Source organism: Cognatishimia sp. MH4019 (assembly GCF_020177595.1).
Taxonomy (GTDB): domain Bacteria; phylum Pseudomonadota; class Alphaproteobacteria; order Rhodobacterales; family Rhodobacteraceae; genus JAHTBL01.
Window position 1 is genome coordinate 117301 of record NZ_JAHTBL010000007.1, and the last position, 25316, is coordinate 142616.

The 25316-nt window shown below is 59.4% G+C and carries 25 protein-coding genes and 1 other RNA gene; 14 read left to right on the plus strand and 12 right to left on the minus strand.

Features of this window, described 5'->3' with window-relative positions; translation table 11 throughout:
* Positions 1-7: 7 nt before the first annotated feature.
* The 9 genes from KUW67_RS13330 to KUW67_RS13370 form a co-directional block, all read right to left on the minus strand.
* Positions 8-1801, minus strand: coding sequence for a thiamine pyrophosphate-binding protein (locus KUW67_RS13330; protein ID WP_224825814.1), 1794 nt, complete (start codon positions 1799-1801; stop codon positions 8-10).
* Positions 1801-3210, minus strand: coding sequence for an aldehyde dehydrogenase family protein (locus KUW67_RS13335; protein ID WP_224825815.1), 1410 nt, complete (start codon positions 3208-3210; stop codon positions 1801-1803). Before KUW67_RS13335 ends, KUW67_RS13330 begins: the two co-directional genes overlap by 1 nt.
* Positions 3191-4087 carry a sugar phosphate isomerase/epimerase gene (locus tag KUW67_RS13340; protein WP_224825816.1) on the minus strand — a complete coding sequence of 299 codons (897 nt, stop codon included), beginning with the start codon at positions 4085-4087 and terminating at the stop codon, positions 3191-3193. The genes KUW67_RS13335 and KUW67_RS13340 overlap by 20 nt, the downstream gene beginning before the upstream one ends.
* Before the next feature lie 67 nt (positions 4088-4154).
* On the minus strand, positions 4155-4949 hold the full coding sequence (locus tag KUW67_RS13345) for a citryl-CoA lyase (RefSeq protein ID WP_224825817.1): 795 nt from the start codon (positions 4947-4949) through the stop codon (positions 4155-4157).
* Positions 4946-6682 (minus strand): bifunctional sugar phosphate isomerase/epimerase/4-hydroxyphenylpyruvate dioxygenase family protein, encoded by a 1737-nt coding sequence (locus tag KUW67_RS13350; protein ID WP_224825818.1) that lies wholly within the window; start codon positions 6680-6682, stop codon positions 4946-4948. Before KUW67_RS13350 ends, KUW67_RS13345 begins: the two co-directional genes overlap by 4 nt.
* Complete coding sequence (locus KUW67_RS13355; RefSeq protein ID WP_224825819.1) at positions 6682-7977, minus strand: TRAP transporter large permease; 1296 nt, start codon at positions 7975-7977, stop codon at positions 6682-6684. The genes KUW67_RS13350 and KUW67_RS13355 overlap by 1 nt, the downstream gene beginning before the upstream one ends.
* The gene (locus KUW67_RS13360; protein ID WP_224825820.1) at positions 7974-8573 is read right to left on the minus strand and encodes a TRAP transporter small permease; all 600 of its coding nucleotides are present in this window, start codon (positions 8571-8573) and stop codon (positions 7974-7976) included. Before KUW67_RS13360 ends, KUW67_RS13355 begins: the two co-directional genes overlap by 4 nt.
* A gap of 21 nt (positions 8574-8594) precedes the next feature.
* Positions 8595-9602, minus strand: coding sequence for a TRAP transporter substrate-binding protein DctP (gene dctP / locus KUW67_RS13365; RefSeq protein ID WP_224825821.1), 1008 nt, complete (start codon positions 9600-9602; stop codon positions 8595-8597).
* 103 nt (positions 9603-9705) lie between these two features.
* The gene (locus tag KUW67_RS13370; protein WP_224825822.1) at positions 9706-10761 is read right to left on the minus strand and encodes a Gfo/Idh/MocA family protein; all 1056 of its coding nucleotides are present in this window, start codon (positions 10759-10761) and stop codon (positions 9706-9708) included.
* 156 nt (positions 10762-10917) lie between these two features.
* On the opposite strand from KUW67_RS13370, the gene KUW67_RS13375 reads away from it, so the two are divergent.
* From KUW67_RS13375 to KUW67_RS13395, 5 genes are all read left to right on the plus strand, one after another.
* On the plus strand, positions 10918-11580 hold the full coding sequence (locus KUW67_RS13375; protein ID WP_224825823.1) for a GntR family transcriptional regulator: 663 nt from the start codon (positions 10918-10920) through the stop codon (positions 11578-11580).
* 417 nt (positions 11581-11997) lie between these two features.
* Positions 11998-12368, plus strand: an RNA gene (rnpB, locus tag KUW67_RS13380) — RNase P RNA component class A.
* 121 nt (positions 12369-12489) lie between these two features.
* A complete protein-coding gene (rpmG, locus tag KUW67_RS13385) occupies positions 12490-12657 on the plus strand; it encodes a 50S ribosomal protein L33 (protein ID WP_007814563.1) in 168 nt (55 codons plus the stop codon).
* Between the two features lie 70 nt (positions 12658-12727).
* Positions 12728-13231 (plus strand): GNAT family N-acetyltransferase, encoded by a 504-nt coding sequence (locus KUW67_RS13390; RefSeq protein ID WP_224825824.1) that lies wholly within the window; start codon positions 12728-12730, stop codon positions 13229-13231.
* 186 nt (positions 13232-13417) lie between these two features.
* Positions 13418-14797: a DUF3179 domain-containing (seleno)protein gene (locus tag KUW67_RS13395; protein WP_224825825.1), complete on the plus strand. Its 1380-nt coding sequence runs from the start codon at positions 13418-13420 to the stop codon at positions 14795-14797.
* A gap of 76 nt (positions 14798-14873) precedes the next feature.
* Here the strand turns inward: KUW67_RS13395 and KUW67_RS13400 are convergent, their stop codons facing one another.
* Together KUW67_RS13400 and KUW67_RS13405 are read right to left on the minus strand one after the other, a co-directional pair.
* Positions 14874-15650 (minus strand): Bax inhibitor-1/YccA family protein, encoded by a 777-nt coding sequence (locus KUW67_RS13400; RefSeq protein WP_224825826.1) that lies wholly within the window; start codon positions 15648-15650, stop codon positions 14874-14876.
* Positions 15651-15787: 137 nt separating this feature from the next.
* Entirely contained in the window at positions 15788-15997 is a 210-nt protein-coding gene (locus KUW67_RS13405; RefSeq protein ID WP_224825827.1) for a DUF1127 domain-containing protein, read from the minus strand.
* A 123-nt stretch (positions 15998-16120) separates the two neighbouring features.
* Here KUW67_RS13405 and KUW67_RS13410 point away from each other — a divergent pair, with 123 nt between their 5' ends.
* Positions 16121-16975 (plus strand): LysR family transcriptional regulator, encoded by an 855-nt coding sequence (locus tag KUW67_RS13410; protein ID WP_224825828.1) that lies wholly within the window; start codon positions 16121-16123, stop codon positions 16973-16975.
* Between the two features lie 80 nt (positions 16976-17055).
* On the opposite strand, the gene KUW67_RS13415 is transcribed toward KUW67_RS13410, so the two are convergent.
* Complete coding sequence (locus KUW67_RS13415; RefSeq protein ID WP_224825829.1) at positions 17056-18015, minus strand: NADPH:quinone oxidoreductase family protein; 960 nt, start codon at positions 18013-18015, stop codon at positions 17056-17058.
* Between the two features lie 330 nt (positions 18016-18345).
* On the opposite strand from KUW67_RS13415, the gene KUW67_RS13420 reads away from it, so the two are divergent.
* The 8 genes from KUW67_RS13420 to KUW67_RS13455 all read left to right on the plus strand — a co-directional run bounded on the left by KUW67_RS13420 (position 18346) and on the right by KUW67_RS13455 (position 25313).
* A complete protein-coding gene (locus KUW67_RS13420; protein WP_224825830.1) occupies positions 18346-18714 on the plus strand; it encodes a helix-turn-helix domain-containing protein in 369 nt (122 codons plus the stop codon).
* Between the two features lie 51 nt (positions 18715-18765).
* Positions 18766-19578 (plus strand): histidinol-phosphatase, encoded by an 813-nt coding sequence (gene hisN, locus KUW67_RS13425; protein ID WP_224825831.1) that lies wholly within the window; start codon positions 18766-18768, stop codon positions 19576-19578.
* The gene (locus KUW67_RS13430) at positions 19571-20911 is read left to right on the plus strand and encodes an 8-oxoguanine deaminase (RefSeq protein ID WP_224825832.1); all 1341 of its coding nucleotides are present in this window, start codon (positions 19571-19573) and stop codon (positions 20909-20911) included. Before hisN ends, KUW67_RS13430 begins: the two co-directional genes overlap by 8 nt.
* Before the next feature lie 38 nt (positions 20912-20949).
* Positions 20950-21375: a CAP domain-containing protein gene (locus KUW67_RS13435; protein ID WP_224825833.1), complete on the plus strand. Its 426-nt coding sequence runs from the start codon at positions 20950-20952 to the stop codon at positions 21373-21375.
* A gap of 153 nt (positions 21376-21528) precedes the next feature.
* Positions 21529-22902, plus strand: coding sequence for a magnesium transporter (gene mgtE / locus KUW67_RS13440; protein WP_224825834.1), 1374 nt, complete (start codon positions 21529-21531; stop codon positions 22900-22902).
* Positions 22899-23462 carry a 5-formyltetrahydrofolate cyclo-ligase gene (locus tag KUW67_RS13445; RefSeq protein WP_224825835.1) on the plus strand — a complete coding sequence of 188 codons (564 nt, stop codon included), beginning with the start codon at positions 22899-22901 and terminating at the stop codon, positions 23460-23462. The genes mgtE and KUW67_RS13445 overlap by 4 nt, the downstream gene beginning before the upstream one ends.
* A gap of 106 nt (positions 23463-23568) precedes the next feature.
* Positions 23569-24381 (plus strand): TIGR00282 family metallophosphoesterase, encoded by an 813-nt coding sequence (locus KUW67_RS13450; protein ID WP_224825836.1) that lies wholly within the window; start codon positions 23569-23571, stop codon positions 24379-24381.
* Positions 24378-25313, plus strand: coding sequence for a DMT family transporter (locus KUW67_RS13455; RefSeq protein ID WP_224825837.1), 936 nt, complete (start codon positions 24378-24380; stop codon positions 25311-25313). Before KUW67_RS13450 ends, KUW67_RS13455 begins: the two co-directional genes overlap by 4 nt.
* Positions 25314-25316: the final 3 nt, after the last annotated feature.

Here is a 25316-nt window from a genome sequence, read left to right on the forward strand (position 1 = left end):
TGATCCTTCAGGTGGAAACGTGGCTCACGTCTTTGTCTGGGCTGTAGATATCCAGAATATTCCAATGCCCTGTCGTGGGCGTCGGGTTGTTGATCATAGGCACATCCAACACCGTGGGTTTGCCGCTGGCAATGGCGGCCCGCAACGCGGGCAGTAATTCATCCGCAGATGAAATATGGATGCCTTCGGCACCATAGGCGCGCGCGATTTCGGCGTAGCCCGGCCCGTTTGTGGGTGCTGCAGCACTGCCCGGAAAGGTTGTGCCATAGGTCAGCCCGTAATGTGCCTTTTGCAGGCCAGCGATGGTGCCGAACGCGTTGTTGTTCATGACCAGCCAGATGATCCCGAGGTTCAACTCGACAGCCGTCGCCAGCATCGAGGGGTTCTGTCCGAAACCACCATCACCGACCAAGCTGAGAACGACCCGTTCGGGTGCGGCGAGTTTTGCTCCGATGGCCGCAGGTGGACCAAAGCCCATCGTCGCAAATCCGCCCGGCGTCAGGATCGCGCCCGGTGTGAGGATATCAAACTGCTGACCCACACCGTTCTTGTTCCAACCCACGTCCGTTGTGATAATTGCGTCCTCGGGCAAGGCAATGCGGGTGTCTGCCAAAATGCGTTCGGGCATCATCGGGAACGCGGTCGAGGTTTGCATCTCGACGTTAGAGGCTTTGAACCCCTCGCGGAAGGCGGCGATTTCGGCCTTCTTTTCGGTGCGATCAAAGCCATCTGGGAACATGTCCTTGGCGACTCGCATCAGGACACGCAGCGCCGCCTTCGCATCTGCTACCACGCCGATCTCGGTCGGATAGTTGCGTCCGATCTCTTGAGGTTCGATGTCGATATGGATGACCTTCGTGTCATTCTCCTCGGCCCCGATGTTGAAGGTGTAGCCGGGGTACCAGCTTGAACAATCTGCCTCTTTGAACCGCGTCCCAACGGCAAAGACCACGTCAGCGTTCAGGCAGGTCTGGTTCACCAGTTCGGTCCCCCAAAAACCTGTCATGCCCATAACCAGCGGATGATCATCACGCACAGCGCCTTTACCCATTAGTGAATGGGCAATCGGCAGGCCCATGTGGGTGGCAAACTCTTCCATCTCGCCGCTGGCCTGCGCCAACAAGATCCCCCCACCGATATAGGCGACAGGATCTTTGGCCGCGGCAAGACCACTCACTATCCGGCGGGCTGTCTCGTCATCCATGGAAGGTTTGACGAGCTGTTTGGTGTTAGAGGCGATGCGATCAAACGTGTCGGAGGGGATGACCTCGGAAAAAATATCCATGGGCACGTTGACCAGCACGGGGCCAGGTTGGCCGGATTCCGCGAGGTGGAATGCCTTTTCCAAAATTTCCGCCATCAGGTCTGCGCGATCTACACGCCAGGCGCGTTTTACGAAGGGGCGGTAGATTTCCCACTGAGCGGCATCCGCGTGCAAATTGACTTCTTGGTGGGGGTGTTTACCATAGTAATGCGTCGGAATGTCTCCTGCGATCACCACCATCGGGATGCAATCCAGTGCGGCATTGGCGACGCCCGTGGCGCAGTTCGTCAGCCCCGGTGAAAGGTGCGACAGAACAACAGAGGCCTTGCCCGTGACGCGCGCATAAGCGTCCGCCGCATGGCCGGCGATCTGTTCATGACGCACCGTGATGAACTCAATCGGGCTTTCCGCCAAGGCCGCCAGAACGGCGATGTTAGTGTGACCACACAAGCCAAACACATGCTCAACTTCGCGTCGTCCAAGGAAATCTACGATGTGCTCTGCGACTGTTTTGCCGTCTACTTTGGTCCCGTCCATCACGCGATCTCCTGTCCGTAGAATTCACCGAAAAGCTCTTCCTCAGAGGGGCGATCCTCGGCGATGGGTCGGGCGACCCATGTGTAATTCATCATGTGTTTCATGGTGACGTTTTCATTTGTGATGTTGCCGCCCCAGATGCCGCATCCCAGCGAACTGGTCATCGGCATGCCGTTGGTCCAAGACCCTGCGTTGGCTTTCGATTGCGGCTGGCGCACCATCATCCGGCTGACGGGCGCCACGCGGGCCAGTGCGTCGATATGATCGTCGTTGTGGCTGTAGATCCCGCAGGAATGGCCGATGCCACCTGTCGCATAAATCTGGCGCACGGTCTCAAGAGCGTCGTCGAACGTCTCAAAGTGATAAAGCGCCATAACAGTCGTCAGCTTCTCCTTGCTGAACTTATGCTCGGGCCCGATCTGACCTTGGTTTTCAACCATCAGGAATTTGCGATCCTCGGGGATCGAGAATCCAGCCACATCTGCCGTCTGCTGGGGTTTGCAGGCGATAGTCGGGAAAGTGCGGTTGCCCTTTTCGTCCCACATCGCCTTCTCAAGCAGCGCCTTTTCTTCGGGCGAACACAGGTACCCGCCCTCGGCCTCAAGCGCCTTGACCATGTCGTCATAGACCGATCTCTGGATGATGATATTGCCATCTGCAGAACAGCCGGATCCAAAATCGGACGTTTTGGAAATGCGCGTGTTCTGGGCGGCGATGTCGATATCCGCCGTCTCGTCGATCACGATCGAAGAATTTCCCGCTCCAACGCCATACGCCGGACGACCAGAGGAGTAGGCCGCCTTGACCATCGGCTTGCCGCCTGTCGCCAGCGTCAGATCACATTCCTCCATCAGATGCTGCGTCAGTGGGATGGACGGATGCCGGACCGCCTGAAACAAGTCAGCGGGGGCGCCAACGGCAACACAGGCTTTGCGCATCATTTCCGTCATCTCAAACGTTGTGCCCGCCGTGCGCGGGTGCGGGGAAAAGATCACCGCATTGCGCGCATTGGCCGATGACACGCCTGTCACCGGCGGCGTCATCGCGGGGTTTGTCATCGGGATCAGGGACGCGATAACACCGGCGGGTTTGGCGTATTTCACCAGCCCCTTTTCTTCGTCCACCTCCACCACGCCCGTGGACGGCGTGCGCAATACATCCCGCAGCACCATCTGGATTTTGAACCGCTTGGCGGGGCGGCCTTCGCGATCCCCAATGCCGCTTTCATCTACGCCCTGTTCTGCGAGGCGGGTAAACGTCTTTTCGTTTCCTGCATACCACGCAATCGCTTGGGACAACCGATCCAGATCAGCTTGGCTCCAATCCTCGATCTCTGCCATCGCTGCGCGGGCGCGGGCGATCATGTCTGCCGCCAATGCGCGGTCTTGTTCAGTAAGCTCTTTGGCCATCTGTCATGCTTTCTTGTGTGGGAATGGGGTGGGTCCGGCGTTGCGATCTCACGTCGCCAAAGGTGCGTTTGGCGTGCTGCAAACAACGCCGCGCGTGTTCTTCAAAGCCGAGTTCCGTCACGCGGGATTGGTTGGGCAACTCAACGGAGTAATCGACGGGGGGCATCCGCTCGATGATGCCTGCAAAATCGATACAGCCTTCGCCGGGGTAAAGACGCGCATCGCGGGCCAGTTGGATCATGCCTTCGCGGGTGTCGGCGATGCCGGGCAATGCGTCAGAGATGTGCAGGAAATTCAACAGATCACCGGGGATGTGCAGAAGTTCTGCAAGGTCCACACGGCTGAGATGCATGTAGAGCGTATCGACCAGAATACCGCCGTTGGGCTGATCTGCGGCACGCACGATGTCCAAAGCCTCGTCCAAGGTGCGCAGACGGCTGAAGCTGGGGAATTCAAGGTCGACGGACAGCCCGTAGGGAGCCGCAATCTCGCAAGTTTCGGCGTAGCAATCGACGATGAAATTGCGATCATCGCGGGTGGGCGTCCACGCGGACATGATCATGCGGCTGGCGCCGAGTTCACCACCCAGCTCACAGGCGGGCTCAAAGCTGCGCGGATCGCAATCCTCAGTAATGCGCGCGAGCTCAACGTCGAGCACCTTAAGACCTGTCGTTTGAAGGGCAGTTTTGGTGGCCGCGACCATGGCTTTGTCCATGGGGCTTTCGCGGAATTCGCCCGGCACGTTCATCTGGATGAAACGCGGCGACACGGCGTCATAGCCCGCGCGCGCGGCGATGTAGATCAACTCGGGCGCTGTCGCATTGATGAGGGTCAGATGCGCGAGGGAGTAAAGCGGTTCACCTGTCTCGTCCGGCATTTTGGAATCACCTCATGATATCTGCGTCAAGCAGTATCATAATAGATCATCCAAAATCTATGAGATTTTATACTTTATCATATTTTGGTAGATACGCAGGTGGCATCGGGCCTTTGTTGCGCCCACCCTGCTGCATTTGCTCCCACGCGTGGGACAGAATGCCCACGGATCGGGACAGGCAAAACAACCCGCGCGACAGCGGTGCTGGGAAGCCAAGTTCACAGAAAATCACCGCCGTGGCCCCGTCGATGTTCATCGCGAGGGGTTTTCGCGCGCTTAGGTTGGCCTGCACGGCCTCGCCGATGTCCGCATACCGCCCCGACACTGTGCCCGCATTGGCCGCCGCGCGGACTAATGCCATCAAGCGCGGAGCACGCGGATCGACAGGTTTGTGGAACCTGTGACCGAACCCGCTGACGATCTTGCCGTTCTGCGCGCGCCAATCGTCCAGTCCGCTTTGTACTGCGTCCTCCAACTTGGCACCCGCGTCCATGCGCCCATTGATATCGTAGTACAGCTCTGCGCATTGCTCGCCCGCGCCACCATGCACATCACCCAGCATGTTCACGCCATTGGCCATCGCGTTGTTTAAGCCGACACCGCAGGTCGCGGTCATGCGTGCCGCAGCGATAGACGGCGCTTGGGGCCCGTGATCGACACCCGCAACCAAGGCGGCCTCAAGTAAGGCCGCTTCCTCAGCCGAGGCAAGCCGCCCGACCGTCATGAGCCAGATCATCTGTGTGAAGGATACGTTGCCGATCAAATCCTCGATCGGGTGACCGCGAAAGGCGATTTTGCCCGGCTCCATGTCGATAATCGACGTGCGCCACCAGTTGCGGATGGCCTCTGCGTCTGCGCTCATGCGGCACCTTTGAGGGTTCGTGTTTGTGCGGCCAGCCGGATCGGTGCATTGCGTGCGCCGTAGCCTGCGTAGCGGCCTTTGCGCTGAACGATCTCGAAGAAGAACCCGTCAAAGATCGTCTGGCCATACAGCTGGAAATAGGACCCGTGTTCGTCTTCGTCATAAAGGATGTTGTGACGGCGCAGATCATCCGTAATGGCGTCGTCCAAGCCAAACGCCGCCTGCGTGTCGCTGAAGTAGTTTTGCGGAATGCTCAGGCGGACAAAGCCTGAGGCCTTAAGCTGTGCCGAAGTCTCGAAGATATCATCGGTCTGGAACGCGATGTGCTGAACCCCCGCACCAAGACGACCCGCCACGAAAGACCCTGCCAGCGTGTCAGCATCGGCGGCCCCGTTCAGGTTCAACCGCACCTCGCCTTCGGGGGTTTCGATCGCCTGAGAGCGCACGATGCCGGACGGGTCCGCGACGTTCACAATGGCTGACTTCGTCATCTCGAATGTGGTCAAATAGTACAGCAGCCAGCTTTGCATCTCCTCAAAGCGCATCGTCTGGGCAACGTGGTCGACCCTGCGCAATCCAGCGGGTGGCGTCGCGTGCGTGCGTGCGACGGGTTCAAATTCTATGTCCCAAACGCGGTGCAGATCAGAATGCTGGTCAATGAAATGCAGCAGGCTGCCCCCCACGCCCCGAATTGCTGGGATATCGAGTTCACCAAGGCCAACTGCTTGCGAAAAATCCTGACTGCCGAGCGCCGTCGCGCGCGCAACAGTCTCGGACGCATCTTGAACCCGCAGCCCCATGTCGCACACGCAAGGCCCGTGTTGAGCAAGGGTACGCGCCGCGTGGCCCTGTCGGTCCTGATTGATGACGATATTCACCGCCCCCTGACGCCAAAGCGCCACGTCTTTGGTACGGTGACTACGCTCACGCCGGAACGCCATTGAGCTCAGCACGGCCTCAAGCTGGACAGCACCCGTTTCATCAACGGCAAACTCAATAAATTCAACCCCACCCGCGGGGACTTTCGCGGGGAGTTCGGGCGTGGTGCTACGCAAAAGCGGTTCAGTGCCTGCCGCGTCAGACAGGACCGTGACAAGCGCGCGGTAGGCATCCGGCACGCGGACGGGACCCGAAGCCGCACTGACCGACCACGGGCCATCATACCCAATCCGCGCCAGCACACGGGCAAATCCACCAAGATTCAATGTCCCTTGGCCCGGCAAGACGGGCGAGGTCGGGCCGTCACATAGGGTGACATGGAACACCGATGTCCCATCCAGATCACGCAGACGGGCTGGTCGCGATCCGTCGCCCAAGATATCAAACGCATTCAGCGCAAGGCCAATATCGGGATCGTCTTGGTCTTTGACAAAGGCGATCACGGCGCCCTCAGCCGTTCGCGTTGGTCGCAGCGCCAGACGCACGCCGTTGATGTTCGGCAGTGCTGTCGGGACATCCCCGTCAACAGCGAGGATCAAAAGGTCGACGCCTAAGCCTCGGGCCACAGCGGCCTTGGCCTCAATCAAGGCAGACGAGGCGCCAGCGTCGAGCGGCCCCAGAGACGCGATCTTAAGCCCCGCATCCGCAATGCGCTTTGCCAGCTCGTCAAGCGATCCATCAAACTGGGCAACGTCCGTCAGGCTGAGATCAATTGCCTCAAACCCGACTGTAGCAATGGCCGCCAGTTTCGCGGCCAGATCGCCGGGCGCGGTGCTCAGCGGGATCGTCAACATCAGCCCTGATATCCAAGCAAACGTGGCAGCCAGAGCACAAGATCAGGCGAGAGCATCATCACGATCAGCGCGGCAACCAGGACAGCAAGGAAAGCCCAGACTTCCGAGATGATCTCGCGCAAGGGAATGTCAGTGACCGCGTTTATGACGAACAACAGGATGCCGTAGGGCGGCGTGATCAGACCAATCATCGAATTCACCACGACCAAGACGCCAAAGTGGACCAGATCGATGCCCAAGGCTTCGCAGGTCGGGATGAACAGCGGCACAATCACCAAGATGATCGTAGTTGCATCCAGCACACAGCCCAAAAGCAGGATTAACACATTGACCATGATCAGGAACATCAACGGGCTTATGTCTGCCCCTTCCAAAGCGCCGGAAATGCTCTGCGGGATCTGTTCGGTAATGACGATGTAGTTGAGGATGAACGCCCCGCCGATGACGATGCCGACTGCTGCGGACGAGCGGGCTGAGTCAACGAATACGTTGTAAAGCGCTTTGAACGACAAAGACCGATAGAATAGCGCGGCCAGCATCAGGGCGTAGAATGCAGCCACTGCCGCGGCTTCGGTTGGCGTCGTGACCCCGCCATAGATGCCATAAAGAAGGATGACGGGCATCAGTAGCGCGGGAAACGCATTGGCGGTGACTTTGGGCAGTTCCTTGAAGGGCACGGCCTCTTCGACCTCAAACCCGCGTTTGTGGGCGAGGTAGCCGTTCATCCCCATCAACACGACGCCCATGATCAGGCCCGGTAGGATACCTGCCAAAAATAACGCCCCGATCGAGGCATTGGATACCAGCGCATAGAGAACCATCGGGATAGACGGCGGAATAATCGGGCCGATGGTTGCTGACGCGGCGGTGATCGCGGCGGCATATCCACGGCTGTATTTGCCGCTGCGGGTCATCATCGAGATGATGATTTTGCCGATGCCCGCCGCGTCCGCTACGGCGGAACCGGACATGCCAGAGAAGATCAGCGAAGCAACGACATTGACGTGTCCCATGCCACCCTTGAAACGGCCCACCACGGCCACGCAGAAGTTCAGCAATCGGTCCGTAATGGACCCCGCGTTCATGATGTTGGCGGCCACGATAAACAGCGGCACCGCCAGCAATATCGCACTGCCGTAAAATCCTTGAAGGATTTTCTCCCCCGCCAGCGCCACGTCCAATCCCGAAATGCCGAGATAGACGACCGAAGCCAGCAAGATCGCATAGCCAATGGGCGTGCCTATGCCTGCCAGTACAAACAAGGTGACGAGGAGGGAGACGAGCTCAAAGCTCATGACTTGGCCTCCTCTGCTGCGGCTTCTGCCTCAAGAACGATCTCAAGTTCGGTCTTGGGCGGGCCGTTGCGGAACGTATCAACCGCGAGCCACGCGTATCGCGCGGCCACCACGATCATGAACGCGCCGTAGACGCTGAAGATCGTGCGCATGGGGATTTTGCCGCCCGTGAACGGATTGCGTACGGTGGATGTTTTGCGGATTTTCATCCAGTCGATGTAGTCCAGCGTCGGCAGCAGCGCATAAAGCATGCCCGCCACAATCGCGACGGCCGAGATCACTGCGAAGATCGTGCGCATCCGCCGCGACACAGCCAGATAAATAATGTCGAATTTCACATGATCCCATTCGCGCACCACGAATGCGCAGCTGAAAAAGATCACCCAGACCCAGAGGATCGCGATGAGCTCAAGCGTCCAGCCCAGGGGTTGCACTGCGGCGAGGGTCGGCAAGGTCTCTTCAAGACCGAGGCTGCGGATGATGCGCGGCGTATAGCGCGACCCGATCTGCAGCAGAAAGGTAAAGAAAATCACGGCCAACAACGTGGCCGCGATTGCGTCAGAGATACGGGAGACCCACTTGAAAACACGCTTCATGGTGGATCTCCCTATCTAGTCTTAGTTACCGAGCGCGTTGATCGCGTCCAGAACACCTTCGGGCCAGCTCGCGGCAAACTCGGAGTCCACATACTGCGCCTGCACGTGCTCGCGGAACGCTGCGACGTCAGGTGTATAGACTTCCACACCGTTCTCTTCGAGGAAAGCAGCCAGGTTGTTTTCCATTTCCAGCTGACGCAAACGACCAACAGAGGCTGCTGCGTCAGCGGCTTTCTGAACGGTCAACTGCTGCTCGGGCGTCATGGAATTGAACGTCTCGGCAGAGATTGCGATGTAGTTCAGGTCAACAAGGTGCGACGTCAGAGCAATCTGGTTGGTCACCTCGTAGAACTTGCGGTCCACAACTGTCGGCAGCGGATTGTCCTGACCGTCAATCGCGCCGGTGGACAGGCCGGTGTAAACCTCTGTGAAGGCCATGGGTGTCGGTGCTGCACCCAAAGCGGCACCAAGAAACTGCCACGCATCCGTGCCCGGCATCCGCAGGTTCACGCCAGCAAGATCAGCTGGTGTCTGCACGTCGAGTTCTTCGCGTGTTTGGCGCAGGTTCACGTGACGACGGCCCAGATACATGACGGACAACAGTTTCACGCCAAGCTCTTCTTCGACCGTCGCAAGGAACGGCGCCATCAGCGGATCGTTGAACACGCGCACCTGATGGGCGGCGTCCTGATGCACGTAGCCTGTGGCGAAGATTGAGAACTCGGGGAAGAACTGTGCCAGTTCCTGTGCCGAAGTGATCGACATTTCAAGGTTGCCACGGCTGATCGCGTCCAACTCGGTGCCCTGGTCGAACAATGTCGCGTTATAGGATGGCTCGTAGGATGCAAAGCCAGCGACGGCGGGGCCGAACACTTCGGCGAGGGCGACGGAACGTGCATCCGTTTCGGAGCCGGATGTGGACATGCGCAATTGAATAGCGTGTCCATCGGCAAATGCAGGAGCGGTGGCAATTGTGCCAGCTGCAACCATGGCGGCCATCGCAAAACGGCGGGTCATTGTAAGTTTCATAGTGTCCTCCCAGACGATTGAATGCCCGTTCGGGCAGGTTATGCGGCAGATTAATGCCGTGTTTTCTTCATTTCGCAATACATTTTAAGAAATATCAGATATTTTATCCACCCGCCGTTGCCGATTTTGCGGCTAGGTCGCCAAGGTGAATGGTGGTTTGCGTTTGCGCGGCGATCTGGATCGCTTCGACAACGCGCAGTGTCTTGAGACCTTCTTCCCCTGTAACCAAGGGGTTAGCGCGGCCACGGATCACGTCTTCAAAATGTGCAATCTGATTGATGAGCGGATCAGACGAGCTGACGGGCATCGCCGTCGCCTTGATCGGGTTCCACCAGCTTGTGCCCCCTTCATGCTGCCAAAGCCGCATATCAGGGATGCTGAGCGCGCCCTCAGAGCCGCCAATCAGGTAACAGGATTCGTTCGTGGCCGGATAAATCGGGTATTCGCGCGATGTCAGCTCCCAGCTCCACGGCGACACCACGCTATCCGACACGGTGATCGTACAAACGGCCCCGCTTTCAAAACGCAAAACGGCAGCAGCGAGGTCTTCGTTTTCAAATCCGCGCATGGAGCGCGCTATCTGCGCCTGCACCGTAACGACCTCACCTAAGAAGTGGCGCATCAAGTCGACGTCATGCACGAGGTTGACAGAAATCGGGCCAGCGCCCGCCTTCTTACGCCACGGGGCGACGTCAAAGTAATCATCTGGCTTGTAGAACCAGCAGGTCACCTGCGCGGCACGCACTTGGCCAATTGCGCCGTCTTTGATGAGCTCGGCGGTTTTCTGGATGATCGGATTGTGCCTGCGGTGATGCCCCACAAGGATCGGCACACCCTTGACGGCGGCGGCGCGCACCAACCCTTCCGCATCATCGGCCGAGGCCGCCAGCGGCTTTTCAATCAGAACGGGGATGCCACGCTCCACGCATTCCATGCCGCCGTGCACGTGCAAAAGGGTCGGTGTTGAAAGAATGACGCCATCGACATCCGTTGCGGCAAATAGCGCGTTCAGATCAGGATAAACGGGAACGGTTTGTTCACTCGGCCCAGGCTCCACGACCGCGACCAGTTCGACGCCCGGCACTTGACCGATCGCCGCAATGTGGCGCTGTCCGACCAGACCAGCCCCAACGACCGCTAATTTTCTTGGTTGCGCCATGTGGCTTTCATCCCCTTTTCTCGGGGGCACGTTAGCAGACGGAATTAGATTCGCAATAATATATGATATTTTTAATAACAGCTGATTTTATCTTGCATTGAGAAATATCGGATGATCGTGTTATTCACCGACGCATTCGAAACCATAAGGTCTGTCATGTCACAATCCGCACCCACCGTCGGGTCAAGCACATATGAACGCATCAAGCACGACATCATCTTTGGCGAGCTGGCCCCCGGCGCCAAGCTGAAGCTCGACGGCCTGCGCGACAGGTATGCCGCCAGCGTGTCAACGTTACGCGAAACGCTGAACCGTTTGGCCAGCGAAGGGTTTGTGCAAGCTGCCGAACAGCGCGGATTTTTCGTGCGCCCCGTATCCGCCGAAGACCTGACAGAGATCGCCGAGTTGCGCATTTTGCTGGAATGCTCGGCGCTTGAAACGTCGATCGCATGCGGGGATGCGGATTGGGAAGGAAACCTTGTCGCGGCCCATCACAAGCTGCACCTGATCGAACAAAGGATGCTGGACGGCGACGTCACGCAAAAAGAGCTTTGGAAGCGCTATGATTGGGAATTCCATCAAGCGCTCATTCAGGCCTGCAATTCGCAGAACCTGTTATCGCTGCACGGTACAATCTTCGACAAATACCTGCGCTATCAAATGCTTGTTCTGACTTATCGCGGTGCCGACGCCGTGCTCGAACATAAGACAATGTTCGATGCAGCACTGGCCCGCGATACCGCGAAAGCCAAAGCGGCCTTGGAAACACATATCCGTTTGGGTCTGGAGCACACTCTGGCGGCGATGGCGGAGCTGTAAGATTGAAGACCTGAGAGTTTTTATTGTGTCGTTTGTGGGCCCGGCATCGTGACGAAGCTTTATGGTGGAACTCACCTAGATATTTGCTGAAAGCCTTGTCCGTTTCTGTCGCACCTTTGCTGGCTTCAATGACCGCTTTGATGAAACTCAGTATGATGACGTAAATAAGTATCTATACGCGTCAACAAATGCTGCGCCAGCAATAGCCGCAGTTGCACAAGTCCGGTTTGTCCCCCACAGCCGCATTTGTTGCAGTCCGGGATATAGACTGACTTTGGTCTCCATATGTGAGTATTTGCAAAGCTCCGACGTCATGCCGACGCTTGATCAGCACCAAGCTACACGTTGTATCCGGTTTGAGTGCGTCTTGCTCTACAGATTGACGCGAGGGGGCGCGGGGCGTAAGCCACCTCTCGCACGGATGGCTGGATGGCCGCGGCGCGCAAGCGTCGAGGAAAGTCCGGACTCCTTGGAACGACGGTGCCGGGTAACGCCCGGGCAGGGCAACCTGACGGAGAGCGCCACAGAGAACAGACCGCCCTGCATGCAGGGTAAGGGTGAAACGGTGGAGTAAGAGACCACCGCGGGACGGGCAACCGGACCGGCATGGCAAGCCCCACCGGGAGCAACGCCGAATAGGGACCTCGCGCCGCGTGCGGCAGGGACGTTTCAGCCCAGAGGTCCGGGTTGGCAGCTAGAGGCGCAGGGGTAACCTTGCGTTTAGAGGAATGGTCATCGAAGGGCGGCAACGCCCGGAACAGAATCCGGCTTACAGGCCGTCCGTGCATATTTTCAGCCCCGCGTGCTTTGACGCCGCGAATCCGGTTGACAGGGGGCGGGTGATCCTTAAAAGGCGGGCTTCTAGGTTTACACGCGAGGGGGTGCTCTCGCGATCAGGAGACACGACCCATGGCGAAGCCGACCACGATCAAGATCCGTCTGAACTCGACCGCGGGCACGGGCCATTTCTACGTGACGAAGAAAAACGCACGCACCATGACTGAAAAGATGGTGGTACGGAAATATGATCCTGTGGTTCGCAAGCATGTCGAATACAAAGAAGGCAAAATCAAATAAGCCGTCTTTGATCAGACAAGTTTTGAAGGGCCACGCAGATGCGTGGCCTTTTTCGTTTCAGGAGAACGTGATGCATCAAGACGACACCCGTGCGGGCTTTCGCATCCGCACCGCGACGCCCGGCGATCTGGGGGCGGTCGACCGGTTGCTGAGACGCAGCTATCCCAAGCTGCTGAAAGCGGATTATCCGCCCTCCACGCTTGTGTTGGCTTTGCCGGGCATGATCAAGGCGCGCCCGTCGCTGATGGCGTGCGGGACGTATTATGTGGCCGAGGGTGATAATGGACAGCTTCTTGGGGCAGGCGGCTGGACGCGTAAAGGGCGTGAGACGCGCGGAGATATCCGCCATGTGGTGACGGATCCGCTGGCCTTGCGGCAGGGGATTGGCCGGGCGCTGATGCAGCACAGTTTTGCTGTTGCGCGCGCCAATGGCCTTGTCACGCTGGAATGCTGGGCAACGCGCACGGCCGTGCCGTTCTACAAGGCTGTGGGCTTTGAGGTTTTGGGACCGATGGAGGTTACGCTTGGCACAGGGGTGGTCTTCCCGGCTGTGCGGATGGAGCGCGCGCTCTGAGAGGCGGGTTGCGCTTTGCGCTTGCGCGCAAATCGCCCGATGCGAGGGCGCTGCCCTCGCGCTCCCGAGGTATTTGGGGACAAAAGAAGGAGGCGTTCACGCAGGCCTGATGAGACGTGATTGGGTTGGGGGCGGCTTTGCGGTGAGGCTGTGGATGATCTTTTGTAAATTTTGAAGGACATCTACATGAGGCCTCGTGTCACGACATTTGCCAAACCTGTTGCCCTTGTGGCGGTTTTATCGGTTTTCAGTGCGGGAGATCTTTGGGCGCAAGAGACTGCGGCGCTGCCTGAATATGTGATTGCGGAGTTTGGAGCGCCGCCTGTGGTGCCTTCGGGGTCGCTGTCGCCTGGCTTGCAGACGGCGGTGAAGATGGCATTTGTCGATAGTGTGACCCAGTCGACATGGGGCCGCGATCAGAGAACGGCATTGTCCGAGGTGGCGGCCTCGGGCGATCCAAGGCTGGCCTGGATCATCAGCGATCTGATGCGCTTTTCCAACGGGCCGGAGTTGACGGCCGCGCTGGCAGAGGCGGCGTCCAGCTTGCTGGGCAAAGAGATCGCGCCGCGCAATGCGTGGGGTGTTGTGACCGATCATCTGATTGCGTGGGATATCCCCGCGCCGCCCGATTATCTGGAGGTCAAGCGCGCGATTTTCACCAACCTCATTCCCGGTTGGGAACGTATCTTTGTTGAAGGCGATATTGATTGGCGCATGGTCTCGTGGGGCGGGGTGCTGATTGATGATCGCGCCTATGACACCACGGATGAGCGGTGCAACTGCATCCCGGCGGCGGACAATCCGGAAGTGACGTCAGCAGCGGAGGCCACTTGGCTGGACGATGATGACATCGTCTTTGGCATTGAGATCAACGGCGAGGCCCGCGCCTATCCGCGTCAGATCATGGAAGTGCGCGAGATGATCAATGACACGTTGGGCGGGCGTGATTTGGGCATTCCTTACTGCACGCTATGTGGGGCTGCGCAGGCGTATTTCACCGATGAGTTGCCTGCGGGCGTGGAGCGTCCGGTATTTCGCACCTCGGGGCTGCTGATCCGCTCCAACAAGGTGATGTATGATGTGAACACCTATTCGGTGTTTGACACGTTTCTGGGGAAGGCAGTGACGGGGCAATTGGCCGCGAAAGGCGTGCAGCTGGAGCAGGCCAGTGTCGTGACCTCGGAATGGGGCGCGTGGAAAGAGGCGCGTCCGGATACCACCGTTCTGGCCGAAGAGCTGGCCTTGGGGCGGGATTTCGACTTCCGAAACGGGCGCGATGCGGGTGGTCCGATCTTCCCGGTGGGGGATGTGGACCCGCGTTTGCCCGTGCATGAGGATGTGATCGGGGTTGTGACCGCCTCTGGCACGCCGGTGGCGTTCCAGCGCAGTGCCGCGATGGTCGCCTTGCAGCAGGGCGCGTCGATCCGGGTGGAGAATGTGCAGTTGCAGTTGGATGCCGGCGGTATTCGCGCGGTGGATGCGGATGGGACCGATCTGGGCAGCCATCAGGCGTTCTGGTTTGCCTGGTCGCAATTTCATCCGGACACGATGCTTTGGCCGGAATAGGGTCTTTGACACGCGCAGATGAAAAAAGGGCCGGTCGCAGTGACCGGCCCTTTTCTGTGTTCGGTTGCGGTGTCCGCTATTCTTGCTGACCCATAAACATCAGCAGGAACTGGAACATGTTCAGGAAGTCCAGATAGAGGTTGAGCGCGCCGTGGATGGCGGATTTCTCAAGCCACTCGGCATCGCCCATATGGGCATGCGCCAAATACTGGTTCTTGATGTTCTGCGTGTCATAGGCGGTGAGCGCTGCGAAGATCAGAACACCGATGCCCGAGATCGCAAACATCATGGCAGGCGACTGCAGGAAAATGTTGATGATCATCGCGACCAGAAGGCCGATCACACCCATGATCAGAAACGATCCCCAGCCCGAGATATCTTTCTTCGTGGTATAACCCCAGAGGCTGAGACCCGCGAAGGCAATCGCGGTCACGAGGAAGGTCTGCACGATCGAGAAGGACGTGAAGACAATGAAAATCGAGCTGAGCGACACACCGATCAGCGTGGCGAACAGGAAGAAGAACAGCTGTGTCGCTGCGGCAGAGGCGCGCTGCATGACGGCACCGAAGCCAAAAATCATCAGCAACGGGGCGAACATGATGACCCAGCGCAGGGGCGATGTATAAAGCGCCGCGCCCAGACCGGTCAGCAATGTGCCGTTTTGCATCTGCACCGCGGCTTGTGCCGGGTCAGTTGTTGTCGCAAGGCCAGCGATTGCCCAAGCGGCCAATGCTGTAATCAGCATGCCGACGGACATCGTGCCGTAGACTTTGTTCATATGGGCTTTGAGGCCCTCGTCGATCTCGGCTGTACGGACGCCTGCCGTGCTCCGGATCGTCTCATATTGTGCCATGTTTGACGTCTCCAGTTGGTCCCTGTTTGCGTCGCGGGCGGGTGCCAGCAACGGTCTTGGGTCAAATATTGGCAGAGACGCCTGCCATTTCAAGCGTTTCAGTCCGGATTTATGACTAAAACAGTCTGTTTTTTGGCTCAGGCACGCCAGCTCTGCGGTGCGTCCCAGATCGAGCGGTTCGTTTCGCGCAGGATATCGGCTTCGGTCAGGCCCAGATCGGCGCGCATGTGGGCGTCCAGATCAGCCAGCTGGCGGCGCTGACGGTAAAGGCTGAAGGCGTTTGCAATGCGGTCAAACAAGCCGGTGGCGCGGGCAGAGGTTGTGCGGTGGATCGTGTACGTGGTCATATCGGGTCCTTTCGGAATGCGTGATGTGTTTGCGGGTGTGTATCAATCTTGTTGATCTATATGGGGCAATGTGGTTCATATGAAAAACGAATGTTTATGAATTAATCCATCAAGGAATGTGATATGGCCCGAAATATGGATATGACGGCCCTGCGGTCTTTCGTGGCCGTGGCGGATGCAGGCGGGGTGACCCGGGCGGCAGGGCTTTTGAACCTGACGCAATCGGCGGTGTCGATGCAGCTCAAACGATTGGAAGAGGCGCTTGATCTCAGCCTTTTTGAACGCGCCCACCGCACAGTATCGCTGACCGCCTCAGGGGAGCAGTTGCTGGGCTATGCCCGCAAGATGCTATCGCTGAATGATGAAGCGCTCAGCCGTCTGACCGCGCAAGAGTTTGAAGGGGAGATCACGCTGGGTGTCCCCCATGACATTGTCTATCCCGCGATCCCGCAGGTATTGCGGCGGTTGCACGAGATGTATCCGCGCATTCGCGTGCAGCTTTTGTCGTCTTTTACGCGGGCGCTGAAAGGTCAGTTTGATCGCGGCGAGGTCGATGTGATCCTGACGACCGAGGATCATTGCGACCCCGGTGGCAAGATCCTGTGCGAAAAGCCCCTGATCTGGCTGGGCGCGCCCGGCGGGCAGGCGTGGCGGCAACGCCCTTTGCGGTTGGCGTTCGAGAAGAACTGCATTTTCCGCAAAGGTGCGATCGAGGCGCTGGATGCGGCGGGTATCCCTTGGGAGATGGGGGTGGAATCCAATAGCTCGCGCACGATTGATGCCTCCGTCAGCGCCGATCTGGCTGTTCATGTGATGATTGAGGGCAGCGAGCCTGACTATGCCGAGCGGATCGCCCATGGGGGGGCTTTGCCGGAGCTGCGCACGACGAAAGTGAATATGTATGCCCGCAATCCCGATAAGTCGGAGGTCATTACGGAGTTGACCGGGCTGATCGAGCAGGCATGGAAGACGTTTTAGGGCATTGATTTAGGCGGTGAGGCTACCGCCCCCGGGCGTATGGATTGATCTGGCGCGCGTCTGCCCCGCAAAGCTTTGCCTCAGATCGTCACGACGACCTTGCCGGTCGATTTGCGCGCGCGGAGTAACTCCAAAGCCTCGTCCGCTTGCTCCAAGGGCAGGGTGTGGCTGATATGGGGGTGCAACTTGCCCTCGCCATGCCAGCGCATCAGCTCTTGCATAGAGCCGATCATCGCTTGTGGATCAAGGCTCAGATAGCCGCCCCAATAGAACCCAATGACCGAGATATTCTTGACCAGAAGGATGTTGGCCGGGATGGGCGGGATATCCCCACTGGCAAAGCCGATGACCAACACGCGCGCGCCGCGATTGGTGCTGCGCAGGGCCGCGGTAAAAAGATCGCCGCCAACCGGATCGTAAACCACATCTGCCCCGCCAAGCGCTTTGACCTCTGCACGCAGGTCGGTAGTGTCGCTGTCAAACAGGTGATCCGCCCCGGCAGCGCGAGCCGCCTCCAGCTTGTCGGTGCCGCGTGCGACGGCAATGACGGTTGCACCCATCGCCTTACCGATCTCGACCGCGGTCAGGCCGACGCCGCCTGCGGCCCCCAGCACCAAAAGCGTCTCGCCGGGGCGCAACCGCGCGCTGTGGGTCAGTGCCAGATGGCTGGTGCCATAGGCGATCTGGAAGCCCGCCGCAGTGGTAAAATCCATCGTCTCGGGCAAGGCCATGCAGCGATCCGCATCATAACAGGCGTATTCAGCCAGCCCGCCTTGACCGCCAAAAACCGCCACACGGTCGCCAAGTTGCCAGTCCGTGACATCGGCACCGATGGCATCGACGGTGCCTGCAACCTCCATGCCGAGGGTAAAGGGCGGCTCGGGCGTGTCCTGATACTGGCCTTTGATCATCAAGAGATCCGCGAAGTTCAGACCGCAGGCGGCGATGCGCAGACGAACTTGTCCTTGCGCAGGCTCTGGCTTCGGCAGGTCCATCAACGCAGGAGACGCCCCTTGTTCGGTGATGTGAAAGGCTTTCATCTAATAGGTCCCCTGTCGCGGCATGTCGTGAATGCTGTTTAACGCGGCGATTCTGTCGAAACCAGCGCTCTGAGGGCGCCAGACGATGTTTACGTTAAGCTTACGCAGGGTAAACCAAATGTGGATCGTTGCATTTTGCAAATCACACGCAAGGGTTGAGACGGCGGACCTGTCTTAAAGTTAGTTTGCCTCTCGTCCTCAACCAAAATGAGAATTGATAATCCGATTTCTCCCTAGATAGCGCGAGCGCGGGCCGCTTAAACCGGTGGTGGGCGCTCGGATATTTAGAGTTATCGAGCGCCGTGTTGGGAAAAAATAGGAGCAAAAGAAATGAAACACCCCGTCGATGTGCATGTTGGTAAGCGTGTCCGCCATCGTCGTTGGCTGGTCGGTATGACTCAGCAACAACTGGCCGAGAAAGTGGGGATCAAGTTTCAGCAGATACAGAAATACGAGACCGGCATGAACCGCGTCAGCGCGTCGCGTCTTTGGGATATCGCCGATGCGATGGATGTTCCGGTCAGCTTTTTCTTTGAAGGGCTTGAGGGCCATGATGTTGGCACGGTTGGTACGGGGACACCAAACGATATTCTGGCCGACAAGGAAGCGATGGAGCTTGTGCGCTCTTATTACGCGATCCCGGAGAACCAGCGTCGTCGCCTGTTTGATCTGGCGCGCGTTCTGTCAGACGTGGCTTGACGCCAACGGCTCGCCCGCGCTACCGCCTTAGCAGGCGGAGTGCAGGCGACCATGACAAATCTCAGCATTGATGAGCAGGCGCAGCTGCGCCAGACAGCCCACGCATTGGCCGATGCCGCGCGGGCTGCAACACTGCCGTATTTCCGCAAGCTGGGGTTGAGTGCCGACAACAAGGATGCGGCGGGCTTTGACCCTGTTACGGCGGCGGATCGCGGGTCCGAGCAGGCGATGCGCGCGATTTTGGCGCGAGAGCGCCCGCAAGACGGCATTCTGGGGGAAGAGTTTGACGATGTTGCGGGCTCGTCCGGGCTGACCTGGGTCTTGGATCCGATTGACGGCACGCGCGGCTTTATCAGCGGCACGCCCACTTGGGGCGTTTTGATCGCGCTTTCCAACGCGGATGGCCCGATCTACGGGATTGTCGATCAACCCTACATTGGCGAGCGGTTCGAGGGCGGATTTGGCGTCGCACAGATGACCGGGCCGCAAGGGGCGCATGCGTTGCAGGTTTGCGACGGGCAGGGACTTGAGGCCGCTACACTTTTCACGACATTCCCCGAAGTGGGCACGGATGCGGATCGCGCAGGCTTCGAGGCCGTGCGCGACCGGGTGCAACTGGTGCGCTACGGGATGGATTGCTATGCCTATGCGCTACTCGCGCAGGGCCAGATTGATCTGGTGGTCGAAGCCGGATTGCAGGCCTATGACATTCAGGCGCCCATGGCGGTTGTGCAGGCGGCGGGCGGTTTTGTGACCAACTGGCGCGGTCAGCCAGTGCACGAGGGCGGACAGGTGATCGCGGCCAGCTCGGCTGGTCTGCACGCTGAAGCGCTGGCCCTTCTGGCACCTTACGCCCATGACTGAGACCGTCATTCGCAACGCCGCAACGCTGCTGACCATGGACGATACGCGGCGCGAATTGTCAGGCATCGATATCCGTATCCGCGACGGCGTGATCGCCGAAATCGGGACCGGCCTGCGCTCGGCCGGAGAGACGTTGACGGCAACGGGCTGTGTTGTGACGCCGGGCCTTGTGAACACCCATCACCACCTCAATCAGACGCTCACCCGCGCTGTGCCGGGAGGGCAGGACGCGCTGCTTTTCGGATGGCTGCAAACGCTCTACCCGATCTGGGGGCGCTTCACGCCGGATCATATGCGCGTCTCGGCGCAGGTCGGGCTGGCGGAACTGGCGCTGTCGGGCTGCACGCTCTGCTCGGATCATTTGTATGTCTATCCCAATGGATCCCGATTGGAGGACACGATCGAGGCGGCGCAATCCCTCGGTATCCGGTTCCAGCCGACGCGCGGCGCGATGAGCATTGGTGAAAGTGCGGGTGGCCTGCCACCCGATGCGCTGGTCGAGGCAGAGGCGGATATTCTGGACGATATGATCCGGGTGATCGACAGGTTTCACGATCCGCGCGAGGGGTCGATGTGTCGGGTCGGCGTGGCCCCGTGTTCGCCTTTTTCGGTCAGTCGCGAGCTGATGCGGGACAGCGCGATCCTTGCGCGCGACAAGGGCGTGATGATGCACACGCATCTGGCAGAAAACGACCAGGACATCGCCTATTCCAAGGCACAGTTTGGCTGCCGTCCGGGGCAGTACGCCGAAGATCTGGGCTGGACGGGCGCGGATGTCTGGCATGCCCATTGCGTGAAACTCGACGTGCAAGAGATTGATCTCTTTGCGAAAACGGGCACAGGCGTCGCCCATTGCCCGTGCTCCAATTGCAGGCTGGGCTCTGGCATTGCGCCGGTGCGGGCGATGCGCGATGCGGGTGTGCGGGTCGGGCTGGGCGTCGATGGCTCGGCCAGCAATGACACCAGCAATCTGGTCGCAGAGGCCCGGCAGGCCATGCTGCTGCAACGGGTCACTCGCGGGGCTGACGCGATGAGCGCGCGCGAAGCGTTGGAGATTGCAACGCGCGGCGGGGCCGAGGTGTTGGGTCGCCCTGATTGCGGCCAGATCGCCGTGGGCAAACGGGCCGATATTGCGATCTGGGATGTGTCTGGCATTGAAAGCGCGGGCAGCTGGGATCCGGCGGCTTTGTTGCTTGCCGGTCCAACGCGGGTGCGCGATCTTTACGTCGAAGGTCGACGGATCGTGGCCGAGGGGCAGCTTACGACGCAAGACTTGCCGTTGATGATTGAAACTCAGAACAGGCTGGCGCGTGGGCTGGCGGAAATGGTTTAACTATGCGCTTTATCCTTCTGATAGCATGTTTTTTTCTGATGTCTTGTGTGTCGGAAACTGTGACGAATACAGCGTCAACCGCGACACCCACATTGGCGTCGTCGGGTGAATTTGACGGGATGCTCGGGCTCTTCCGCGCGCAAGGTGGGCGAGAGCCCGTTCGCGCCAACACGCGCTTGGCCGCGATCGCACAGGCCCATGCACAGGACATGGCGCGCAATGGCTTCTTTGCCCATAAAGGCAGCGATGGCAGCACCTTGCGCCAGCGCCTGCGGCGTGGCGGCTACCGCGCCTGTTTGGGGGCCGAGAATATCGGCAACGGTTATCCCGATCAGCGCACAGCGTTTCAGGGATGGCAGGCGTCTGACGGGCATCGGCGTAACATGCTTCTCAGGGATGTGCGTGAATACGGGTTGGGGCGTGCCGGACCTTATTGGGTTCTGGTTCTTGCTGAACCGTGTTGATGGTCAAAGGCTTACGAGCCGTTTCTAAGGTAGGCTTGATGCGGCACGCTCTCTGCGCTGCGTGAAGTTTCACCACCGTCTCATGAGGCGTGTTTTGGCGCTGTTCGCGTCGCCGGAACATGCTATGCACAGGGCAAGCCAAAGGGGTGCGATGTGAGCGAGCAGGCACAGCCAGAAAAAGACAAAAGCTACGCGCTGGACGCGGGGAACGTTGGCGCCATTCTGGAGGCGACGACGACGCAGGATGCCGCCTCGCTTGAGACGCTGCTGGAGCCGCTTCACCCCGCTGATATCGCCGATCTTCTGGAACAGATCAGCCCGGCTGAGCGGCGCGATCTTCTCGCACTTTGGCAGACCGGTCTGGACGGTGAAGTGCTGTCCGAGTTGGACGATGCCCTGCGCGACGAGATCATCGATACGCTGCAACCTGCAGAACTGGCAGACGCGGTGCGTGATCTGGAATCCGATGACGTTGTCGATCTGGTCGAGGATCTTGACGGCGCGCAGCAAGAGGCCGTGCTGGAGGCGTTGGGCGATGCTGACCGGGTCGCGGTCGAGCAGGCGCTGGCCTATCCCGAGGAATCCGCCGGTCGCTTGATGCAGCGCGAGGTCGTGCGTGCGCCGGCCCACTGGAATGTCGGTCAAACCATTGATTTCCTACGCGCCGAAGATGATCTGCCCGAACAGTTTTACCATGTCATTCTGATTGATCCGCGCATGAAGCCCGTCGGCTATGTGACGCTGGGCAAGCTGCTGGGCGCGCCGCGTGCGGTGAAGCTGACCGACATCACCGAAGATAGTTTCCGCATCATCCCCGCGACCCAACCCGAAGAAGAGGTCGCCTATGCGTTCAACCAGTATCACCTCATCTCGGCCCCGGTCGCTGATGAGGATGGGCGGTTGGTCGGTGTGATCACCATCGACGACGCGATGGTCGTGCTGGACGAAGAGCATGAGGAAGACATCCTGCGTCTGGCCGGTGTGGGTGAGGGCTCGCTGAGCGACAAGGTGATCAACACCACTAAGCGGCGTTTCCCGTGGCTGGCGGTCAATCTGGTGACTGCGATCCTTGCCTCGCTGGTGATCGCGCAGTTTGAGGATATCATCGCGCAGTTCGTGGCGCTGGCTGTGCTGATGCCCATCGTGGCTTCCATGGGCGGCAATGCAGGCACGCAATCCCTGACCGTGGCCGTGCGCGCGATTGCGACGAAAGACCTGACCGGCTCAAACGTCTGGCGGGTCATCCGCCGCGAGGTTCTGGTGGGGCTTGTGAACGGCGCAATTTTCGCGGTCGTGATGGGCATTGTGGGCGTCATCTGGTTCGGCTCGCCCATGCTGGGCGTGGTCATCGCCGTGGCGATGATCGTCAATCTGGTCGTGGCGGGGCTTGCTGGCACCGTGATCCCGGTGGTGCTTGAAAAGCTGGGCGTTGACCCGGCGCTTGCCTCGGGCGCGTTTGTGACGACTGTGACGGATGTCGTTGGGTTCTTTGCCTTTTTAGGCCTCGCGGCGATTGTACTTCTGTGAGCTTGGAGACGGTCAAGTCTACCGCCCGCAAGGCCGCCTTCGCGCGCCGCAAGGCCGCGTTCGAGGCCGCAGGCCCCGGGCAGGCCGCGATCCTTTCGGAGTTTCTGGCCGGGCATCGCGGTGTGCCTGTGTCGGGCTTCATGCCGATCAACTCAGAGATCAATCCGCTGCCCGCAATGGCCGAGGCCGCGGCCTATGGCCCGGTGGGCGTCCCGGTGATCCGGGGCAAAGGCCGGCCTTTGGTGTTCAGCCAATGGGAGCCGGATGGCGCGCTTGTGGAAGGCCCTTTCAAAGCCATGGTACCTGCGGTGGAGCGGTTGATGGTGCCAGAGATCGTCATCGTGCCATTGGTCGCTTTTGACCGCCAAGGGGGCCGTCTGGGCTATGGCGGTGGCTTTTATGACCGCACGCTAGAGGGGCTGCGGTCGCGTGGATCCGTGCTGGCCGTGGGCTTTGCTTTTGGTGCGCAGGAGGCGGATGATCTGCCGTTGGAGCCGACCGATCAGCCGCTTGATCTGGTCATCACGGAAACAAATGTGATTGAGGTGGCGCCGCGCTAGCGGGTCCCGGCCTCAAAGGCTTCTTTGGTGATATTTTTGAGCAAATCGCATGCGGGCTGTTCTGAACCCTTGCTCTTGCAGGTTCTGCGCCCTACCCATCATCTTCATGAAACTTCTCTTTTTAGGTGATGTCATGGGCCGCGCGGGACGCGCCGCGGTGACCGAGCGTCTTGCCGGGCTGCGCGAAAGCCTTGGGCTCGATTTTGTGGTGGTCAATGGCGAGAACGCGACCAATGGCGCGGGGCTTTCGCCGGCCCATGCAAAGGCGCTGCTGGAGGCTGGGGCCGATTGCGTGACCCTTGGGGACCATGCGTTCGATCAGCGCGAGATGCTCTCCTTTATCGACCAGGAACCCCGCATCGTGCGGCCTTTGAATTTCTCCAAGGCCGCTCCCGGCAAGGGCGCGCGGCTCTATGAAGCGCGGGGCGGGCGCAAGGTTCTGGTCGCGCAAGTGCTGGGTCAGGTGTTCATGAAGCGGCCCTTTGATGATCCTTTCTCGGCGGTGGAGACCGTGCTGAAGACCCACCCGCTGGGAGGTTTGGCGCAGGCCAGTCTGATCGACATCCATTGCGAAGCAACATCCGAGAAGATGGCGATGGGGCATTACTGCGACGGGCGCGCGTCGGTCGTGGTGGGCACCCATACCCATGTTCCCACGGGCGATGCGATGGTGCTGCCCAAAGGCACAGCGTATCTAACCGATGCAGGCATGTGCGGCGATTACAATTCGGTCATTGGGATGGACAAGGAAGAGCCTTTGCGCCGCTTCATTACGGGCATGAGCAAAGGGCGGTTCACGCCTGCGACCGACGAGGCCACGTTGGCAGGGCTTTATGTCGAGACCGATGATAAGACCGGTAAGGCCTTGAAATGTAAGGCACTTCGCATTGGCGGGCGATTAGCTGAAAGCCTGCCATGAGCACGGTCAACACAGGGCGCGCGGGCCTGATCGCGGTCCTTGTGATTGCGGGCGCGGGCTGGGGTGTGACCCAACCTTTGGCCAAGATCGCCGTGAGCGAAGGCTACAAACATTTCGGTCTGGTTTTTTGGCAATTGGCTATCGGGGCGGTGGCGCTGGGCGCGCTGAATACTGCGCGCGGCAAGGGATTGCCTTTAAGCGCGAAACACTTGGCTTTCTATCTGATGATCGCGCTGATCGGGACGGTGCTGCCGAACTCGGCCAGTTATCAGGCGATCACGCATCTGCCCTCGGGCATTGTGTCGATCCTGCTGTCGTTGGTGCCGATGCTGGCTTTTCCCGTTGCGCTGTCCCTTGACCTCGACCGGTTCAGCGCGCTGCGCTTTGCCGGGTTGGCTTGCGGGTTGCTGGGGGTGATCTTGCTGGTCGCGCCGGATGCAAGCCTGCCTGAGCCAGGCATGCTGTTCTGGATCCCCGTCGCGTTGATCGCGCCGATGTTTTACGCGGTGGAGGGCAACGTGGTCGCCAAATGGGGCACGCATGGGCTGGACCCGGTGCAGGTGCTTTTCGGCGCCTCTGTGATCGGCACAATCGTGATGCTGCCGGTGGCGATTGGCTCTGGTCAGTGGATCTCTCCGTTGCCGCCTTACGGGCTGCCCGATCTGGCGTTAACACTGTCAGCGCTGATCCATGCGACAGTCTACACGACCTATGTTTGGCTCGTGGGCCGCGCGGGGCCGGTTTTTGCCGTGCAGATCAGTTATCTGGTCACCGGGTTCGGCGTCATCTGGGCGATGTTGCTGCTGAGTGAAGCCTATGCCGGCCCGGTCTGGGCGGCCATGGCGATCATGTTTGTGGGGCTTTTCCTGGTGCAGCCGCGCCCCAATGTGGCGCTTGTGCCGACCGGCGCAACAGGCGAAGATACGGCCTGACTT

Bases quoted from the DNA above. Each gene is read 5' to 3' on its own strand.
- KUW67_RS13335 (WP_224825815.1), bottom strand. From the start codon at position 3,210: ATGGCCAAAGAGCTTACTGAACAAGACCGCGCATTGGCGGCAGACATG.
- KUW67_RS13345 (WP_224825817.1), bottom strand. From the start codon at position 4,949: ATGAGCGCAGACGCAGAGGCCATCCGCAACTGGTGGCGCACGTCGATT.
- KUW67_RS13350 (WP_224825818.1), bottom strand. From the start codon at position 6,682: ATGTTGACGATCCCGCTGAGCACCGCGCCCGGCGATCTGGCCGCGAAA.
- KUW67_RS13410 (WP_224825828.1), top strand. From the start codon at position 16,121: ATGGCCCGAAATATGGATATGACGGCCCTGCGGTCTTTCGTGGCCGTG.
- KUW67_RS13415 (WP_224825829.1), bottom strand. From the start codon at position 18,015: ATGAAAGCCTTTCACATCACCGAACAAGGGGCGTCTCCTGCGTTGATG.
- KUW67_RS13330 (WP_224825814.1), bottom strand. From the start codon at position 1,801: ATGGACGGGACCAAAGTAGACGGCAAAACAGTCGCAGAGCACATCGTA.
- KUW67_RS13340 (WP_224825816.1), bottom strand. From the start codon at position 4,087: ATGCCGGACGAGACAGGTGAACCGCTTTACTCCCTCGCGCATCTGACC.
- KUW67_RS13370 (WP_224825822.1), bottom strand. From the start codon at position 10,761: ATGGCGCAACCAAGAAAATTAGCGGTCGTTGGGGCTGGTCTGGTCGGA.
- KUW67_RS13395 (WP_224825825.1), top strand. From the start codon at position 13,418: ATGAGGCCTCGTGTCACGACATTTGCCAAACCTGTTGCCCTTGTGGCG.
- hisN (WP_224825831.1), top strand. From the start codon at position 18,766: ATGACAAATCTCAGCATTGATGAGCAGGCGCAGCTGCGCCAGACAGCC.
- KUW67_RS13435 (WP_224825833.1), top strand. From the start codon at position 20,950: ATGTCTTGTGTGTCGGAAACTGTGACGAATACAGCGTCAACCGCGACA.
- KUW67_RS13420 (WP_224825830.1), top strand. From the start codon at position 18,346: ATGAAACACCCCGTCGATGTGCATGTTGGTAAGCGTGTCCGCCATCGT.
- KUW67_RS13405 (WP_224825827.1), bottom strand. From the start codon at position 15,997: ATGACCACGTACACGATCCACCGCACAACCTCTGCCCGCGCCACCGGC.
- KUW67_RS13400 (WP_224825826.1), bottom strand. From the start codon at position 15,650: ATGGCACAATATGAGACGATCCGGAGCACGGCAGGCGTCCGTACAGCC.
- KUW67_RS13455 (WP_224825837.1), top strand. From the start codon at position 24,378: ATGAGCACGGTCAACACAGGGCGCGCGGGCCTGATCGCGGTCCTTGTG.
- KUW67_RS13360 (WP_224825820.1), bottom strand. From the start codon at position 8,573: ATGAAGCGTGTTTTCAAGTGGGTCTCCCGTATCTCTGACGCAATCGCG.
- KUW67_RS13375 (WP_224825823.1), top strand. From the start codon at position 10,918: ATGTCACAATCCGCACCCACCGTCGGGTCAAGCACATATGAACGCATC.
- KUW67_RS13355 (WP_224825819.1), bottom strand. From the start codon at position 7,977: ATGAGCTTTGAGCTCGTCTCCCTCCTCGTCACCTTGTTTGTACTGGCA.
- KUW67_RS13450 (WP_224825836.1), top strand. From the start codon at position 23,569: ATGAAACTTCTCTTTTTAGGTGATGTCATGGGCCGCGCGGGACGCGCC.
- KUW67_RS13390 (WP_224825824.1), top strand. From the start codon at position 12,728: ATGCATCAAGACGACACCCGTGCGGGCTTTCGCATCCGCACCGCGACG.
- rpmG (WP_007814563.1), top strand. From the start codon at position 12,490: ATGGCGAAGCCGACCACGATCAAGATCCGTCTGAACTCGACCGCGGGC.
- dctP (WP_224825821.1), bottom strand. From the start codon at position 9,602: ATGAAACTTACAATGACCCGCCGTTTTGCGATGGCCGCCATGGTTGCA.
- KUW67_RS13430 (WP_224825832.1), top strand. From the start codon at position 19,571: ATGACTGAGACCGTCATTCGCAACGCCGCAACGCTGCTGACCATGGAC.